Source organism: Cupriavidus neocaledonicus (genome assembly GCF_000372525.1).
Classification (GTDB): Bacteria; Pseudomonadota; Gammaproteobacteria; order Burkholderiales; family Burkholderiaceae; genus Cupriavidus; species Cupriavidus neocaledonicus.
The window spans coordinates 25,832-42,259 of sequence record NZ_AQUR01000064.1 but is presented as its reverse complement, the minus strand read 5'-3'; the positions used below and the strand labels follow the sequence as shown (position 1 = coordinate 42,259).

Sequence of the window (16,428 nt, the reverse complement as noted above, 5' to 3'; positions counted from 1 at the left end):
CGGCNNNGGCATCGCNGCCGAAGCCGCCCAGGATCACGTTGAAGAACGAGCGGTTCATCGCCTTGCACATGATGTACGAGAGGATGGCACCGGACGAACCCACCAGCGAGCCCGCGATGATCAGCATCGGGTTGTTCAGCGAGAAGCCGATGCCGGCCGCAGCCCAGCCCGAGTACGAGTTCAGCATCGACACCACCACCGGCATGTCGGCGCCGCCGATCGGGATGATGATCAGCACGCCCAGCACGAAGGCGATCGCCAGCATCACCAGGAACGGCAGCCATTCCTGCGTCATGAAGAAGGCAATGCCGAAGCCAACCATGGCCACCGCCAGCGCCAGGTTCAGCATGTGCTGGCCGGCGAACACCACCGGTGCGCCCTGGAACAGGCGGAACTTGTAGCGCCCGGCCAGCTTGCCGAAGGCGATCACCGAGCCCGAGAACGTGATCGCGCCGACGAAGCAGCCGATAAAGAGCTCGATGCGGTTGCCCAGCGGGATCAGGTGCGAGCCGGCCGGACTGATGCCGAACGCCGCCGGCTCGGCCACCGCCGCCACCGCGATGAACACCGCCGCGAGACCGATCAGCGAGTGCATCGCCGCGACCAGTTCCGGCATCTTGGTCATCTGCACCTTGCGCGCGACGTAGGCACCGATGCCGCCGCCGACCACCAGCGCGGCGAAGATCAGCGCCAGGCCCGTGCCCACCGACGACTGGGCCGTGCCCGCCGCGAGGAATTCATTCTTCAGCTTGATGATCAGCACCAGCGTGGTGACCACCGCGATGGCCATGCCGATCATGCCGAAGGCATTGCCCTTGCGCGCCGAGGCCGGGTGCGACAGCCCCTTGAGCGCCTGGATNAAGCAGACCGAGGCCACCAGGTAGAGCAGGGTGACGAGGTTCATGCTGACAAGGCCCGCCATCACGCGCCCTCCTTGGCCAGTGCCGGCTTGCCCTCGGGCGCCTTGGCCTTCGGTTCNTTCTTCTTGAACATCTCCAGCATGCGCTGGGTCACCAGNAAGCCGCCGAACACNTTGACCGCGGCCAGTGCCACCGCCAGCGTGCCCATCACGCGCCCGACNCCGCCTTCGGTCAGGCCCGCGGCGAGCATGGCGCCGACGATGATGATGGCCGAGATCGCGTTGGTTACCGCCATCAGGGGCGTATGCAGGGCCGGCGTGACCGTCCAGACCACGTGGTAACCCACGTAGATCGCCAGCACGAAGATGATCAGGTTGATCACCGTGTGGTTCACCATTTCCATCATTGTTCTCCTGATCAGGCCACCGCCTGTTCGACCCGCCGCGTCATCAGGCAGGCGGCGACGATATCGTCTTCCTTGTTGATCACAAGCCTGCCTTCCTTGTCCAAAATTAGCTTGAGGAAGTCCAGCACGTTGCGGGCATAGAGCGCCGAGGCGTCGGCCGCCACCATGCTGGCCAGGTTGGTATGTCCGATCAGGACCACGCCGTTGTGGTTGACCACCTGGTCGGCCACCGTCAGCGGACAGTTGCCGCCCTGCGCGGCGGCCAGGTCGACCACCACCGAGCCGGGCTTCATCTGCGCCACGGTCGCTTCCTGCAGCAGCACCGGCGCCTTGCGCCCCGGAATCAGCGCGGTGGTGATGACGATGTCGGCCTGGATCGCGCGCTGGTGCACCAGCTCGGCCTGGCGCTTCATCCAGTCCGGCGGCATCGGGCGCGCGTAGCCGCCCACGCCCTGCGCGATTTCGCGCTCTTCGTCGGTCAGGAACGGCACGTCGAGGAACTTGGCGCCGAGCGATTCGATCTGCTCCTTGACCGCGGGGCGCACGTCGGAGGCTTCGATTACCGCGCCCAGGCGCTTGGCGGTGGCGATGGCCTGCAGGCCGGCCACGCCGGCGCCCAGGATCAGCACGCGCGCCGCCTTGACGGTGCCGGCGGCGGTCATCAGCATCGGCATGAAGCGCCGGTAGTGGTGCGCGGCCACCAGTACGGCCTTGTAGCCCGCGATATTGGCCTGCGACGACAGCACGTCCATGCTCTGCGCGCGCGTGGTGCGCGGCGCGGCTTCGAGCGCGAACGCGGTGATGTTCGCGGCCGCCATGCGCGCGTTGTTCTCGGCATCGAAGGGATTGAGCATGCCTACCAGTACCGCGCCGGGCTTCATCTGCGCCAGCTCGGCGGGCTCGGGTGCGCGCACCTTGAGCACCAGCTGCGCGCCGAGCGCGTCGGCGGCGCTGCCGATGGTGGCGCCGACCGCCTCATACGCGCTGTCGGGCTGGCTGGCGTTCAGGCCGGCACCGGCCTGCACCACCACCTTGTGGCCCTGGGCGACGTATTTCTTGACGGTCTCCGGGGTGGCGGCGACGCGAGTCTCGCCGCGGAGTGTTTCCCGTGGAATACCAATTTGCATATTCGATTCCCTTGTGTCAGGCCAGCGTCAGCCCGCCGTCGACAAGCAGCGTCTCACCAACCATGTAGGAGGCCAACGGCGAGGCCAGGAAAACGGCGACTCCGGCGATCTCGTGTGGCAAGCCCATGCGGCCCAGGGGCACGCGCGAAAGCGTTGCATCGAGCCGCGCCGGCGAAGCCGTGGTGACCTTGGTGAGCTTGGTATCGACCAGTCCCGGGGCAATGCCGTTGACGCGAATACCTTCGGCTGCCCAGGCTTCGCCCAGCGTGCGGGTCAGACCCACCACGCCTGACTTGGATGCGGCGTAGGCAGGGTTTCCGCGCACGGACCGGAAGCCCGCAATCGAGCTCAGCGTAACCAGGGAACCCTGGCTCTCGCGGAGCATTGGCCGGAACTTGACCGCGCACGCCATCACGCTGGACAGGTTAACGCTCAGGACCCGATCAAAGGCTTCCATTTCGAACTCGGCCCGCTTGTACAGGATGGTGCCCTGTGACAGCACCAGCGCATCCAGGCGCTGAAAGGCAGGCTGCACGGCGTGGATGGCGGCCTGGTCGGAGACATCTACCTGCGCATAATGCAGACCGGAGAGATCAGAGCCCTCGTCGGCGCTGTAGTCCGCCGCGCGGGCACGCGTGCCCCATGCGTGGACCTCTGCGCCGAGTTGCCGGAATGCCTGGGCAATGCCGTTGCCGATGCCGCTGGAGCCTCCCACCACCAGCACCGTCTTGCCGGTGAAGTCCAGGAATCCGGCAAGGCCGGGCTGCGCGATAGGGGTCGGTGTTGAATTCGCCATGATGCTGTGATGTTGGAAGAAGTGCCGGTCAGCGCGAATGCATTTGCAGATGCTTCCAGGCCATTGCCGCGACCGGCCTGGCCAGTTTCCCGGTTTCGAGCGCACGCGTGGAAGTCGCGGTGCCATCCGACGCCCGCTTCATGATGCCTTGCAGGATGCCCGCGGTGCGAAACATGCTGAAGGCGAGGTAGAAGTGCCAGTCCTGCGCAATCTTGTGTCCGGTACGTTGCTCATAGGCACGCCGATAGGCCGCCTCGTCCGGGATACCCAGGCTGGCGGCGTGAACGCCTGCCATGCCCCGGAGTGGGCCCGGTTCGATATGCCAGCTCATGCAGTGATAGCTGAAGTCCGCCATCGGATGGCCGAGGGTCGAGAGTTCCCAGTCGAGCAGCGCAAGGACACGAGGCTCGGTCGGATGGAAGATGAGGTTGTCGAGCCGGTAATCACCGTGAACGATGCAGACCTGCTCCTCCGCTTCGTGCGGAATGTGCTGGGGCAGGCATGACATCAGCGCATCCATCGCCGGAATGGATTCGGTCTGGGAAGACTTGTACTGCCTGCTCCACCGCTCGATCTGTCGCGAAAAATAGTTGCCAGGCTTGCCATAATCGCCCAGGCCAACAGCCTTGCAGTCGACGCTGTGCAGCGCCGCGATGACCCGATTCATCTCGTCGTAGATGGCCGCGCGCTCGTGCGGGGCCATGCCCGGCAGCGACGGGTCCCACAGCACGCGCCCTTCGACATGCTCCATGATGTAGAAGGCGCGGCCGATCACTGCCTCGTCCTCGCACATGGCATAGGTCCTCGCAACCGGCACGTCGGTACCGGCAAGCGCGGCCATCACGCGGAACTCGCGCTCGATGGCATGCGCCGATGGCAGCAGCCTTGCCCGCGGCCCGGGCTTGGCACGCATGACATAGGTCTGACCCGGCGTGACCAGCTTGAAGGTGGGATTGGACTGGCCGCCGTTGAACTGCTCGATGGCCAGCGGGCCGGCGAACCCCTCCACGTGCTGCGTCATCCAGTCGTGCAGTGCAGCGGGATCGAAGCCGATGGCTTCGGTCACCGGGCGCGTGCCGGCGAACGCGGAGAAGTCCGTGCCCATGGGAGTCGCCGGGTTCATCGGGCCGCCAGCATCGACGACAGCGATGCCTCGTTCTTCTCCGCGCGCTCCAGCGCACCATAGGCGTAATACATCACGACGCACATCAGCGACCACGCCAGGCACGCGAGCACATAGAAGAGGGCCTGCTCGTCATCGCCGGGGATCTTGTAAAAGTCGTAGATGGTGGCGATGGCCTGAGACGTCAGCAGGACTACGAGCACGCCGAGTGCAAGCAGACCTTCCCCGGCGCTCAGCAATCTCCAGGCAAAGTAGGCGAGGTACACCGAGAATGCGGACCACATCGCTACGTAGAAGTACGGCCGGGGCTGCGCCATGAAGTCGGCCGACACCAGGACCGCCGTTGCCGCGATAGCGGCGGCAAAGAACAGGACATCCGACAGGATGGACGGCTTGTAGCGATGCGTGACGGCCATCAGTCCGGCAGTGGCGATCACCGGAATACCGAAGCCCCGGGAGAACGCATCCAGGAAGTAAGAGATGCGATAGGAGAATTCCACACCGCCCAGGAAATAGAGCAGGAAGTTCGATGCCGAGAACGTCACGACCAGCCACTCGAACCCGAGCAGATAGTTGCGCTTGCCCAGAAACTTCAGGCCGAAGATCAAGGACGTTGCCACCAGAGTGGCGATCGAAAGGCAGAGAATGTAGAAGCTGAGTTCCATTACGACTCCAGGTATATGTTTTCGGGCAGCTTCGTCACTTCTGCGGGGCGAGGCTGGCGAGGTAGCTCGCCATCGCCTTGCGGTCCTGCGCTGAAGCCGCCATGGCAATGCGTTTCATCATTCCGGTCGGATCGCTGCGCGTGCCGTCGGCGAACGCGTCGAACTGCGCGAGCAGGTAGTCATAACCCTGGCCGGCAAGGCGCGGAAACTGGTCACGCCCCATCAACTGGCCGCCGTGGCAAGCGATGCAGTTGCCCGATGCCACCAGTTGCCTGCCCCGCTCCCGCAACACGGCATCCGGCGTGAAAGTCCGGTTGGCCACGGCCGGTTGCCTGGCAAAGTGATCGGCCAGATGGTTGATCTCGGTCTCGCTCATGGTCATCGCCAGCGGGCCCATGGTAGGGTTGTGCCGCTCGCCGCTCGCGAACTTGTGGAGCTGGTCCGCCACGTACGGGGCCGGCTGGCTTGCCAGGCTCGGATAACCCTGATGCATCGAATTGCCCCTGACGCCGTGGCACGCGATGCAAGCGTCCGTCACGTGAGGCCAGGGTCCGCTATTGGTCTCGTAGGCCGCCGCGGACGCAGAGATGTAGCGGTCAAGCCGATAGAGTCCGAGGAGGTCGGGCCCCAACCAGGCCAGCAATCCGCCAACGATGGCGCCGGCGGCGCCCAGCAAAATCCGTTTCTTCATCTCAGCCTCCTACGCCCGACGCAGCGCGTTGAGCGCCTGGAGCGCGGCGTGGTGACCCGATCGCACGGCGCCGTCCATGTAGCCGGCCCAGATCTCGGCCGTCTCGGTGCCGGACCAGATCAGCTTCCCGCACGGTGGGCGCAAGGCCTCGCCGTGGGTGCTCCAGAAGCCCGGCGGGATCGCGGAGACGCAGGTGATCGTCCATGGATCAGCGCGGCCCCAGTCGTGGTCGTGATATGACACCGGGGACAGCGCTTCGCGGCCAAAGGCACGGGCGTACAACGCCGTCAGGAATTGCTGCGCGGCCTTGGGTTCAGACGGGACCTGCGCGTTCGAGATAAAGGCGTTGATGACGCCGATCTCCCCCCCTGGCGGAGAGTTGTCGAAAGCCCACAGGATGGGCCCGTTCACCTGGAAGATATGTCCGTTCAAGCCCTTGTCGCGCCAGAACGGCCGGGAATAGACCATGGCCGTCTTCCGCGCCGGCGAGTGGGCGGGCCAGGCACGCTGCAGGGCGGCACGCTTTGCCGGCAGCGGGGGATCGAACTGGATCTGCTGGCACAAGGGTGGGCTCAGGGCCATGATGACCTGCCGGGCGCGCATCTCGCCATGGTCCGTGTGCAGCGTGACGACGTCGCGGTCCCATCCGGAGATTCGTCGCACCGGGCTCGACAGTCGCACCTTCCCGCCTAACGCCTGCGCCATCCGGTTGCTCAGTACCTGCGACCCGCCGACGAAACGCGTTTCCTGCGCGCTATGCTTGATGCTGTCGAGTTGCATATAGTCGCAGGCAGCCGAATTGATCATCGAGAGGAAATGCAGCAGCCCCATCTTGGCCGGCATCACGCCGCCGGTGAGCGCGAGGCTCGCATTCCAGCCGGTGCGGTCCTCCGGCTTGATGTTCTGTCGCGCCAGCCAGTCGCCGACCGAGAGCTTGTCCAGTTCGGCTGCCTTCGGTGACTTCCATGGCGCGCCGGCGGGAACTTCGCGCGAGAGCCCGCTGAGCTTGCTCCCGATCGCCTCGTCGCTGCCGAACGTGCCCCTGAGGTCTATCTCCAGGCGGCCGTCGCCGCCGAGAATGACGGTGTTGCCCTTGTAGAAGCTCGGGAACGTGCCGACGTCCAGTTCACGCGCAAGGTCGGCCACGGCGGTCTGGCCAGGGCCGATCCACTGGCCGCCGACCTCGGACACGTGCCCGGAACCCACGTCGTAGTTCAGCGTCCGCCCGCCGACGCGATCACGCGCTTCGAGCACGACCAATGACTCGCAGCCGGCATGGCTCAGGTCCCGTGCCGCCGTCAGGCCCGCCAGGCCCGCGCCGACAATGACGACGTCGAGGACGTCCGCTGGCTTGCCGGCATGCGCCGGCCCAGGGCTCAGGCTGCCCATACTGCCTACCGCAGTCGAGATGCCAGCCAGCTTGAGCAGCTGCCTGCGCTGCGTGTTGATTGAAGGCTTCACCATGTTGTTTCGCAATTTCATTGCCTCACTGCGGGTCGAGCGCGAACCTGCGCGCGCCCTTCCCGCTTCTCATGCTTCTGTGCCGGACAGCCCAGACCAGTCCGCGCAGCGCCTGCTGGTCAGCCTGTTGCACGGCGGCCGTACATTGCTCCAGGATCTCCGGTTCCGGGAACAACATCAGTTCTGCCGCGCTCCCGAGCACCAGCGCGATCTCGAACGGCGAGCCCGCCGCGAGCGCGTGGCGCAGGAGGGTCGACAAGAGGCGTTCGATGCCGGCACCGTTTGCCGCATCCACGCGAATGCGCGCCACCGAGGCGCGGATCCGGTGGAGCAGTTCGCTGGAGCCGGGCTGCTGCCCCCATGCGGCTGCGCTCGCGCTGGAACATGTCGTCATGACTGCTTCTCACTGCAAAGGGCTGCTTTGTCCGTTGCGCTGCGCCGGCCGCCGCGACGGCCGGTGTCTGGCGCATGGCCGGACGCATGCCGATACGCTTACTCGCGCGCCCAACCATTCTGGTAAAGCCGCCCGGCCAGCACCCCCAGGCGCGAGGCGAGCACGTAGTTCTCGCCGTCCTCGATCAGTGCGGAGCGCACATCGCGGAAGAGCTTCTCGATCGGGAACTCGCGCGTGGTGCCGTTGGCACCGAAGAGCTGGAAGGCCTCATGCGTGATCTTCATCGCCTCTTCGGTCACGCTGACCTTGGCTTGCGCGGTCGCATAGGGATGGCTCTGCGGCGACAAGCGCGCGAATGCCAGGCTGCGGCGCGCGATGGCGCGCGCCATCTCCAGCCGGCGCAGCATCTCGCCGACGCGCAAGTGGGTCATCTGGTGGTCCATCAGCAGCGCCCCACCCTGCTTGCGTTCGTGACAATAGGCCAGCGCCAGCTCGAAGGCCGCACGCGCCACGCCGACGAAGACCTGGCACATGTGGGTGCCTGCGAACGACCAGGTCGAGGCCAGGTTGCCAAGGTAGTCGTCCTTCAGCGCAATGGCGAAGCGCCTCGGCACCCTGACGTTGTCGAAATAGATCTCTCCCTGGGGCAGGGAACGCTGGCCGATCTTGTCCAGCGGCTTGCCGCGCGAGATGCCTGGCAGGTCGAGCGGCAGGATCAGGCCGATGCCGTTGGTGAACCCGCCCTGCTCCCCAGTGCCATGGAAGCCGTCGCCGTAGTCCGCCGCCATGTAGGCCAGCGCGACCTGCGCCACCGATCCGTTCGACACCCAGGCCGAGCTCTGGCCGTTGATGACGATCTCATCGGCACCGACCTTTGCGGTGACGTTGCCCACCGGCTGCTTGCCGCCGGCGCTCAGTTCCTCGCGGTACAGGATCGCGGCATCGGAACCGCGGTCGGGCTGTGTATTCATCCAGCAACCGACCTTGCCCGCACACATCTCGACCAGTTCCTGGTTGCCGAGCGATTGCGCCATCGTCAGCGGCATGGTCGCGGCGCCCAGCGAGACGGCCAGGCCGGCATCGCCCCACCCGAACTCCTCACCGATCAGCGATTCGATGCGAACGGCAACCTCAGGCGGAAACTGCGCGATCAGCTGCGGGTCGAGCCCCAGCTTCGCGCTTTCCATCATCGCCGCCCAATACGGCGACCCCGGGGCGATGACCTCCTCCGGCGTCATGCGGTCAAGCTCGCGGCCAACCGGCCGCAGTACCTCGCGAGCAAAACGATGAACGGTCTGCTGGATCGCGTTTTCCTCTTCGCTCAACGGCGTCTCGAATCCGGTCAGGCCGACTGCGGGCAGGGCCGTGGTCTTGTTCAGGCGAATCATCTCTGTCTCCATTGTTCGTGGACAAACCGGGCGGCTGTCGGGACCAGTCGCTCATTTATTAGAACACTATACAAAACATAGGTCATGTTGCCAAACATACAAGCATAAAAAAAGACAGGGTTATCCCTGTCTTTCCGCATCCGGTCACCGACGTTGTGACGCCTAGCCGGCCTCTTCGGTCGACCGCTCGCCCAGCACGAGATGATTGACGGTGGCACGAAAGGCCTTGTTGAGGCCGCCGTGGTACGCACGCTTGCGTCGTCCCGCACCGAGCTGCAGGGCGAGTCCATCGGCCATGGCGATCAGCAGCGAGGCGACATGCAGACTTTCTGCCGTCTTCAGTTCAGGATTCACGGCTCGCGCCAGTTCAGCAATGCCGCGCGTGAGCGTGTCATACCACTCGTCGAACATGCGCGCACACTCGGGATCGGTGGAGGCCAGCGAAACGAAGTGCCACCACAACGCCGACTCCTTGTGGCTGCTGGCGTCTGTGAGCGCCTTATCCAGCAGCGTGTCGAGCGCCTCCCGCGGTGCCATGCGGCTGTCCAGCGCGCGCTTCAGGTCTTCGAGGTAGGCGTCGATGATCGGCGCCATGATGGCGCGCAGCACGGCCTGCCTGGTCGGGAAGTAGTACTGGAGGTTGCTGATGCTGATACCGGCGCCAAGGGCCACGGCGCGCAGCGAGAATTCCAGGCTGCCGCCTTCGAGCAGCAGCTTCCGCGCGACGCGGATGATGGCATTGCGCGTGCGCAGGCCCTGGGCCCGCAGCCCTTCGGGGTCTGCTCCGGTGGACGCTGCGGTCGCGGTGCGCCGCTTCCTGGTGGTGCGCGGTTCCGTAGGCACGGTCATCTCTTCTGCCTTGAATCAGGGCCTTTCGGCACTGGGGAAAGGATCGCGCCAGCGGGTCGCTGGGCGGGCGTCATTATAGCTGACGCCCGTCGGCGCGCATGGCGCCAGAGTCGCTTCGGCGGCGGGTCCCTCCTTGAAGATAGCAGTGAAATGGCATGCTGCCGCACCTTACCGGCGCGCGGCGTCCCTCGCCTTGCGGTTCACCCGGTGGTCCAGCCTGTTGGCCACGCCCAGCGCGGCATTGACCGCGCACCACTGCAGCGGTTCGGGCAGCGTCAGCGGCGTGTTGTGGCGCAACGCCGCAAGCAGCGGATTTTCCGCGCCGCAGATCCGCTCGGCCAGCAGCAGCCCCATCAGCGACTGGGTGCCGACGCCATGCCCCGAACAACCGGCGGCATAGAGGACGTTGCGCTGTGCGCCGGCTTCGCCGACCACGGGCAGCGCGTCGTAGGCGAAACTGATATAGCCGCTCCAGCATGACCGGATGGCCAGGTCCCCCAGCATCGGGAAGCGCTGGTGCAGCCCGTTCGCCAGCGCCCGATAGGCTGCCTCGTCCGGCACATTCGGCGTCTGCCTGCCGTAGACGTAGTGCAGCCGCTTCGTCGTTGTCACGAGCGTGTTACGCGCGGTCAGGCGATGGCTTTCCATGGTCCAGTGCGCCGTCACGATGCCTTCGCGCCGTGGCCAGCCGAGCGACGCCAGTTGTGCCGCGGACAGCGGCTCGGTCTCGAGCGCCGACACCCGCAGCGGGATCACCTTGTTGCCTAGCAGGCCAAGCTGCGGCGTATAGGCATTGGTGGCAAGCACCAGGAATGGCGCATGCGCGCGGCCCCGTTCGGTCTGCACCGTGACGGTGGGGCCGTCGGCCCAGGACAGCACCTTCGTGTTCTCGCAGATCCTCACCCCGGCACGCAGCGCCGCGCGCCGCAAGCCCATGACATATTTGCCCGGATCGAGCGTACCACCGCCTGGCAGGTAGCAACCGAACAGGAATGCCGGCGGTATGCCGCGCGCGCGCATCGCGGCGTAGTCAAGGAACTTCCCCGGCGAGCCGAGTGCCACGCCGGTCCGCAGGCTCTTGCGCAGCTTCTTCTCCTGCGAAGGATGAACCCCCGCACGGATAATGCCCGAGGCGTTGTAGTCGCAATCGATCCCGAGCTCGGCAAGCTTTCGCTCCACGTAATCCACGCCCTCATCGTAGAAGCGGATGATCTGCTTCGCCTGCGCGTGACCCACGCGCCGGAGGAACAAATCGTACTCAAGCCCTTGCCCGCCCGCGAGATAGCCCGCGTTGCGACCGCTCGCGCCAAATCCGGCGAACTCGCGCTCGAGGACGATCACCTTTGCGCCGCGCGCGGCCAACTCCAGCGCGGTGGACAGCCCGGCAAAGCCGGCGCCGACAACGATCACGTCCGCGGCCGCCTCGCCCTCCAGTTCCGGCTGCGGGTCATCCGGCGCCTCCACCCAGCCGCCGAGCGGGCGATACACCGGCCTGCCCTGCCTGTCGAACCCAGTCATGCCTGTCTCCTTCAGTCCTTGCTCAGGATATGGATGGCGAGCGCCGCTTCTTCCACGCCCTGCAAGCCTCCGCCGTTCTCCTGGATCGCGTGACGCGCGCCCTGCACCTGCCGCACGCCGGCTTCCCCGCGCAACTGGGTGACCAGTTCATAGAGCTGGCCAATGCCGGTCGCGCCCAAGGGATGACCCTTGGATTCGAGCCCGCCCGAGGTGTTGATGGGGATCCGTCCGCCCAGCGTGAACTCGCCGCGCTCGGCAGCCGGCCCGCCCTCGCCGAAAGGCACCAGGTCGAGGTTCTCGGCCTGGATGATTTCACCCATCGCCGAGGCGTCATGGACTTCCGCGACGTGCATGTCCTGCGGGCCCAGGCCGGCCTGTTCATACGCCTGGCGCGCGGCCAGGTAGCCGATGTTGCGTTCCGGCGCATCGATGGGCCGGTGCGTGAAGCTGCGGATCACGCTCGCCGCAACCCGGATGCATCGGCCGCGGTCCGCGCCGATGCGCCGCAGGCCTGCCTCGGTGCAAAGAATGGCGGCCGCCGCGCCGTCCGAGACCGGCGCGCACATCGGCAGCGTGATCGGATACGTGATCGGCGGCGCGGCAAGCACCTCGTCGATCGTGAACGGCCGGCGGAACTGCGAGTGCGGGTTATGCACCGAATGCCCGTGGTTCTTCGCCGACACAGCCGCGATCTGGCGCTGCGTGGTGCCGTAGGTCTTCATGTGATACCGGCACAGCGCAGCATAGATCTTCATGAAACGGCTGTAGGGCTTGTCTGACTCCGAGCCGGGCGGTGGCTCGATACCTTCGCCCAGCCGTGCCAGCGTCGCGAAATTCTCCTCGACCCTGGACACGTCCCACCCCCCTTCGAACAGCGCAAATGACCTGGCCTTGTCCGGAACGTTCATCTTCTCGGCGCCGATGGCCAGCGCCACGTCGCACGCTCCGGCCCTGAGGTGCTGCACCGCCAGGTGAACGGCGGTGCTGCCCGAGGCGCAGGCGTTCTCGACGTTGAACACCGGAATGCCCTCGACCCCGGTCTTGCTGAAGACAACTTGTCCGGGGACCGACAACTGGCCCTGCAGCGCGCCGTTGGTGATGCCGGAGTAGAACGCCGCGCCAATGGCGCCGGCGGTGCAGCCGGCGTCCGCCAGCGCGCCGCGCAGCGCCTCACCGGCAAGGTCCTCGATGCTGCGCTCGGGATGCCGGCCGAATACGGTCATGGCGATGCCGGCGATGTAGATATTGCTCATAGCTTGTCGTTCCCCGAAAACCCGATCAGATCTTGCGTTGCAGGCCTTGCCAGTATTGCTCGCGCAGGTCTTTCTTCAGGACTTTGCCGACCGGGCTGCGCGGCAGCGCGGCGACGAAGTCCACGCTCTTGGGCGCCTTCACCGAGCCTAGCTTCTGCTTGCACAGGCCGACCAGTTCGTCCGCACTGACGCTATGGCCCGCGTTCAGTTCCACCACCGCCTTCACCGCCTCGCCCCACGTCTCGTCGGGCACCCCGATCACCGCGCAGTCCTGCACCGCCGGATGCGCCCAGATGACCTGTTCGACTTCGCTGGGGTACACGTTGAAGCCACCGCTGATGATCATGTCCTTCTTGCGGTCGGTGATATGCAGATAGCCGTCCGCGTCGAGATGGCCGATGTCGCCGGTGTGCAGCCAGCCGTCGACAATGGTCTCGGCCGTCTTCTCGGGCGCCTTGTAGTAACCCTTCATGACGAGGTCCCCGCGCACGCAGATCTCGCCGCTCTCGCCCTGGGGCAGCACCTCGCCACGGTCGTTCAGGATCTCCACGCGAATCAGCGGGTTCGGCCGGCCAACCGAGGACAGCCGCTCGTCCGATGCCAGCCGTCCGCCGACGAAATGCTCGGCCGGCGTCAGGTAGGAGATCGACGCCGGCGCCTCGGTCTGGCCGTAGCCGCCCGCCATGACCGGGCCAAACACCTCGATCGCGCGCTTCAGCTTCTCGACCGACATCGGCGCGGCGCCATAAAGGAAGCACTTGAGCGAGGAGAAGTCCTGCTTCGAGATGCCGGGGATGTCGAGCAGACGATAGATGACCGTGGGCGGCAGGAAGAACTCCGTCACCCGGTGCCGCGCAATCGCGCCCAGCACGGCCGCGGGATCGGGCTTGGGCAGGACCACCACGGTGCCGCCCCGCGCGGTGCAAGGCAGCGACAGCATCCCGGCCGTATGCGTCATCGGCGCGGCGGCGAGGTTCACGGGGCGCTCCTCGCCCTGGTAGGGGAACGCCGTCATGAACTGCGCGAAATAGGTCTGGTAGGCGCGGTGCGTGTTCATCACGCCCTTGGGCCGGCCCGTGGTGCCGCCAGTGGCCGACAGGGTCACGACCTCGTCCATGTCGTAGTCGATCACCGGTGCGCTCGACGGCTGGCTCGCGCTCCACGTCGCAAGCGACGGCGCCCACGGCAGGTCGGCGTCGATGCACACCCAGAGCTTCACCTTCGGCAGCCCGCCACGCAACGCATCGATCACCGGCGCGAACGCCTGCTGGAAGAACAGCACCTCGCAGTCGAAGGCGTCGAGGATGAACTGGTTCTCGTCGGGCGCATTGCGCCCGTTGACGGGGATATACGCCATCCCCGCGCGCCATAGCCCCAGCGCACAGCCCCAGGCCGTGACATCGTTGTCCGCCCAGACCGCGCCCTTGGTCTCCCTGGCTAGCCCTTCAGCGAGCAGCCCGTTGGCGATGCGGCACGACAGTTCGCCGATCTCCCGGAACGTAAAGCTGCGCTCGTCCTGGATATAGGCGATGCCGTGCGGATTGATGCGCAGGCCGCGGTCAAAAAAATCAATGATTGCCATGTCAGGCTTTCCTCACTCTCTGCGTGTTCTGACGAATTCTGTGAAGCTATTTTTTTTGAAGCCATTCCCTGCCCTGAGGCGGGCAAGGAATAGCCGAACCGGCAAGTTACAGGTTGGACACCGTCGCGCGGGCCAGCCCGCGCTGCTCGAGGAAGCCGAGCAGGTACCGATGGCCGAAGGCCTTCGAGCCCGACGCAAAGCCGACGCGTGCCGTGTCGCCGTCAAGCAGCTTGATGACCTCGGCCGCCTGGATCGCGCCCGTGGCGATGTAGGGCGTGATGCCGTGCACGGTCGCGCGAACCGAGGCGAGCTGCCCGCGACCGATGGCAAAGTCCACCGTGCGCTGCAGCGTGGTGCGTTCGCGCGGCGGCATGGCCGGCGTGGTTGAATCGACCAGTTGCTTGAGCACCGCATCCTGCTGCTCGGGCGGCAGGTGCTTGTATTCGGACTCCCACTTCTGGCCGATCGCATGCACCATGCGCATGGCGTTGTTGTCGTAGAAGCCCACGCACGAGGTACAGCTACGCACGCGCGGATCGTTCTCGAAATAGACCGGCAGCGAGGTGCCGCCCCACGGCAGGCAGAACACCGGCTGCATGAACGCCGGGTCGACAATGTTGAACGACGCGTCCGGCGCATGGCGCTCCAGCTTCTTTTCCCACAGGAAGCACGCTTCCTGGCGGTAGCCTTCGAAGATGGTCGCGGTCGAGCCGACGCTGACGCCGGCGCCGCCGCGCGGACCGCGGCACAGCGCAGCGGTCTCGAGCGCGTCAACGCCCGGCGTCTCCAGCGCGAGTTCCGCCGCGATCTCCGAGAACGTATACATGTACGCATTCGACGGGGACACCAGCAGCCCGGCCTGGCGATACTGCTCGCCGAACTCGTCGCGGACCCGGCGGATGTAGTGCTGCTCGCCGGCCGGGTCGAGGTAGTGGCATCCGGCCTTGAGCGCCGCCTCGACGGCTACCATGCCGAAGCGGAAGAACGGCCCGACGGTGCTGCACACAACCCTGGCGCCGCGGAAGGCCTTGGTGAGCGAGTCGACGTCGTGCTCCGCCTCGATGATCTCGTACTCCGCCGCTTCGAGGCGGACGACGCGTTGCGCCATCATTTCCCTGGTCCGGCCCGCATTGCGCGCAACGGCGGTGAAGGGAATGTTCTGGTCGATCAGCCAGTCCATGATCAGCATGCCGGTGTAGCCGCTTGCGCCATAGATGACGACGGGGTGTTTTGCCATGATTGTCTCCTTGAGGGTATGGGTGGGCAGGTTGGTTCTGCTCGGTGAATGAAGGTGTTGCAGTGCCGCTTGTGCGCGAAGGTCTATCGCTGCGCCGGGCCGGACACCTGCAACGGGCCGGTCATCGACACCGGCAGCGCGCGCGCGCCGTCGGCAAGCACCGCTGTCAGCGCCTCGTGCCCGGCGCGCTCCGAGCGCGCGAAGGTCTTGCCGTGGTCCGTGCTCCCGAGCACGGTGCCGCCCATGCCGACGATGGTCACGCTGCCGTCGGCGAGCTCCGCGATGCCGGTCAGCGACTGGGTGGTATGCGCGTCGACGGCTTGCCACGTCTTGCCGTCGTCGCTGCTGCGATAGAGGTGGCCGCGCATGCCGCAGACGAGCAGCGTGCCGTCCGAAAGCGCAAGGCCGTGCCAGAGCGAGCCCTTGCCTGCGGTGGTCGTCGCTTCCCATGACTTGCCCCGGTCGGTTGAGCGGTGAATCGTCCCGCCCTCGCCGACGACGAACAGCGAGCCGCGGGCGGTGGCGAACATGTGCAGCAGATGCCGGTCGGCGCTTTCGCCTGACGCGATCGCCAGGTCGGTCCAGGTCCGGCCTGCATCGTGTGTCTCGATCGCCCAACCGTACAGGCCTACGGCGATGCCATGCTTGAGGCTGTCGAAGTGCATCGCCAGAATCGGCTGCTCGACGCCGGGCGTGGCGCGCAGCAAGGTCCAGGTCTCGCCGCCGTCCTGCGTGGCCAGCACCACGCCATCGTGGCCCGCCGCGTAGCCGTGGCGGGCGTCGATGAACTGGACCGTGGTCAGCAGCGTACGGACCGGAACGGCTTTCGCCTGCCGGAAGCTGACGCCGTCATCGGACAGCAGGATCACGCCGTGGTCGCCGACAGCGACGACGCGCTTCCCGGCGCGCGCAGCCGCCAGCAGTGGCGCGGCGGCTGCATTCGAAACCTGGCGGGCCGGTTCCATGGTCGGCCAGTGCGCGGCCGTGGTTCCGGCGGCGGTCGCGGGCAACGACAGGCACGCCATCAGCGCAGCAAAGGGCAGGTATCGGAGCGGGCTCTTAGAAAGTTGGCTCATCG

At 66.1% G+C, this 16,428-nt stretch carries 15 protein-coding genes and 1 pseudogene (1 of these 16 running past the window's edge); all 16 read right to left on the bottom strand.

Annotated elements, in window-relative coordinates; genetic code table 11:
• Positions 1–922, bottom strand: a pseudogene (locus A3AG_RS0102350) (NAD(P)(+) transhydrogenase (Re/Si-specific) subunit beta) (its annotated part extends 382 nt beyond the left edge of the window); the annotation flags it as partial.
• Complete coding sequence (locus A3AG_RS0102345; protein WP_018003925.1) at positions 922–1,263, bottom strand: NAD(P) transhydrogenase subunit alpha part 2; 342 nt, start codon at positions 1,261–1,263, stop codon at positions 922–924. The gene A3AG_RS0102345 and the pseudogene A3AG_RS0102350, both read right to left, overlap by 1 nt.
• A 14-nt stretch (positions 1,264–1,277) precedes the next feature.
• Entirely contained in the window at positions 1,278–2,393 is a 1,116-nt protein-coding gene (locus A3AG_RS0102340) for a Re/Si-specific NAD(P)(+) transhydrogenase subunit alpha (RefSeq protein ID WP_018003924.1), read from the bottom strand.
• Between the two features lie 16 nt (positions 2,394–2,409).
• Positions 2,410–3,189, bottom strand: a complete 780-nt coding sequence (locus A3AG_RS0102335; RefSeq protein WP_018003923.1) for an SDR family NAD(P)-dependent oxidoreductase — start codon at positions 3,187–3,189, stop codon at positions 2,410–2,412.
• Positions 3,190–3,217: 28 nt separating this feature from the next.
• Positions 3,218–4,294 (bottom strand): phosphotransferase, encoded by a 1,077-nt coding sequence (locus tag A3AG_RS0102330; RefSeq protein WP_018003922.1) that lies wholly within the window; start codon positions 4,292–4,294, stop codon positions 3,218–3,220.
• A 14-nt stretch (positions 4,295–4,308) separates the two neighbouring features.
• Positions 4,309–4,977, bottom strand: coding sequence for a hypothetical protein (locus A3AG_RS0102325; RefSeq protein WP_018003921.1), 669 nt, complete (start codon positions 4,975–4,977; stop codon positions 4,309–4,311).
• 34 nt (positions 4,978–5,011) lie between these two features.
• The gene (locus A3AG_RS0102320) at positions 5,012–5,668 is read right to left on the bottom strand and encodes a c-type cytochrome (protein WP_018003920.1); all 657 of its coding nucleotides are present in this window, start codon (positions 5,666–5,668) and stop codon (positions 5,012–5,014) included.
• Between the two features lie 9 nt (positions 5,669–5,677).
• Positions 5,678–7,150, bottom strand: coding sequence for a flavin monoamine oxidase family protein (locus tag A3AG_RS0102315; protein WP_035847653.1), 1,473 nt, complete (start codon positions 7,148–7,150; stop codon positions 5,678–5,680).
• A 4-nt stretch (positions 7,151–7,154) separates the two neighbouring features.
• Positions 7,155–7,523 carry a hypothetical protein gene (locus A3AG_RS0102310; RefSeq protein ID WP_018003918.1) on the bottom strand — a complete coding sequence of 123 codons (369 nt, stop codon included), beginning with the start codon at positions 7,521–7,523 and terminating at the stop codon, positions 7,155–7,157.
• A gap of 98 nt (positions 7,524–7,621) precedes the next feature.
• Complete coding sequence (locus A3AG_RS0102305; protein WP_018003917.1) at positions 7,622–8,911, bottom strand: acyl-CoA dehydrogenase family protein; 1,290 nt, start codon at positions 8,909–8,911, stop codon at positions 7,622–7,624.
• A 162-nt stretch (positions 8,912–9,073) separates the two neighbouring features.
• Positions 9,074–9,760, bottom strand: coding sequence for a TetR/AcrR family transcriptional regulator (locus A3AG_RS0102300; RefSeq protein WP_018003916.1), 687 nt, complete (start codon positions 9,758–9,760; stop codon positions 9,074–9,076).
• Between the two features lie 168 nt (positions 9,761–9,928).
• Complete coding sequence (locus A3AG_RS0102295; protein WP_018003915.1) at positions 9,929–11,278, bottom strand: NAD(P)/FAD-dependent oxidoreductase; 1,350 nt, start codon at positions 11,276–11,278, stop codon at positions 9,929–9,931.
• Between the two features lie 11 nt (positions 11,279–11,289).
• Entirely contained in the window at positions 11,290–12,531 is a 1,242-nt protein-coding gene (locus tag A3AG_RS0102290) for a thiolase family protein (RefSeq protein WP_018003914.1), read from the bottom strand.
• 25 nt (positions 12,532–12,556) lie between these two features.
• The gene (locus tag A3AG_RS0102285) at positions 12,557–14,113 is read right to left on the bottom strand and encodes an AMP-binding protein (RefSeq protein ID WP_018003913.1); all 1,557 of its coding nucleotides are present in this window, start codon (positions 14,111–14,113) and stop codon (positions 12,557–12,559) included.
• A gap of 106 nt (positions 14,114–14,219) precedes the next feature.
• Positions 14,220–15,350: a saccharopine dehydrogenase family protein gene (locus tag A3AG_RS0102280; RefSeq protein ID WP_018003912.1), complete on the bottom strand. Its 1,131-nt coding sequence runs from the start codon at positions 15,348–15,350 to the stop codon at positions 14,220–14,222.
• An 83-nt stretch (positions 15,351–15,433) separates the two neighbouring features.
• Complete coding sequence (locus A3AG_RS0102275; protein WP_240619776.1) at positions 15,434–16,426, bottom strand: WD40/YVTN/BNR-like repeat-containing protein; 993 nt, start codon at positions 16,424–16,426, stop codon at positions 15,434–15,436.
• Positions 16,427–16,428: the final 2 nt, after the last annotated feature.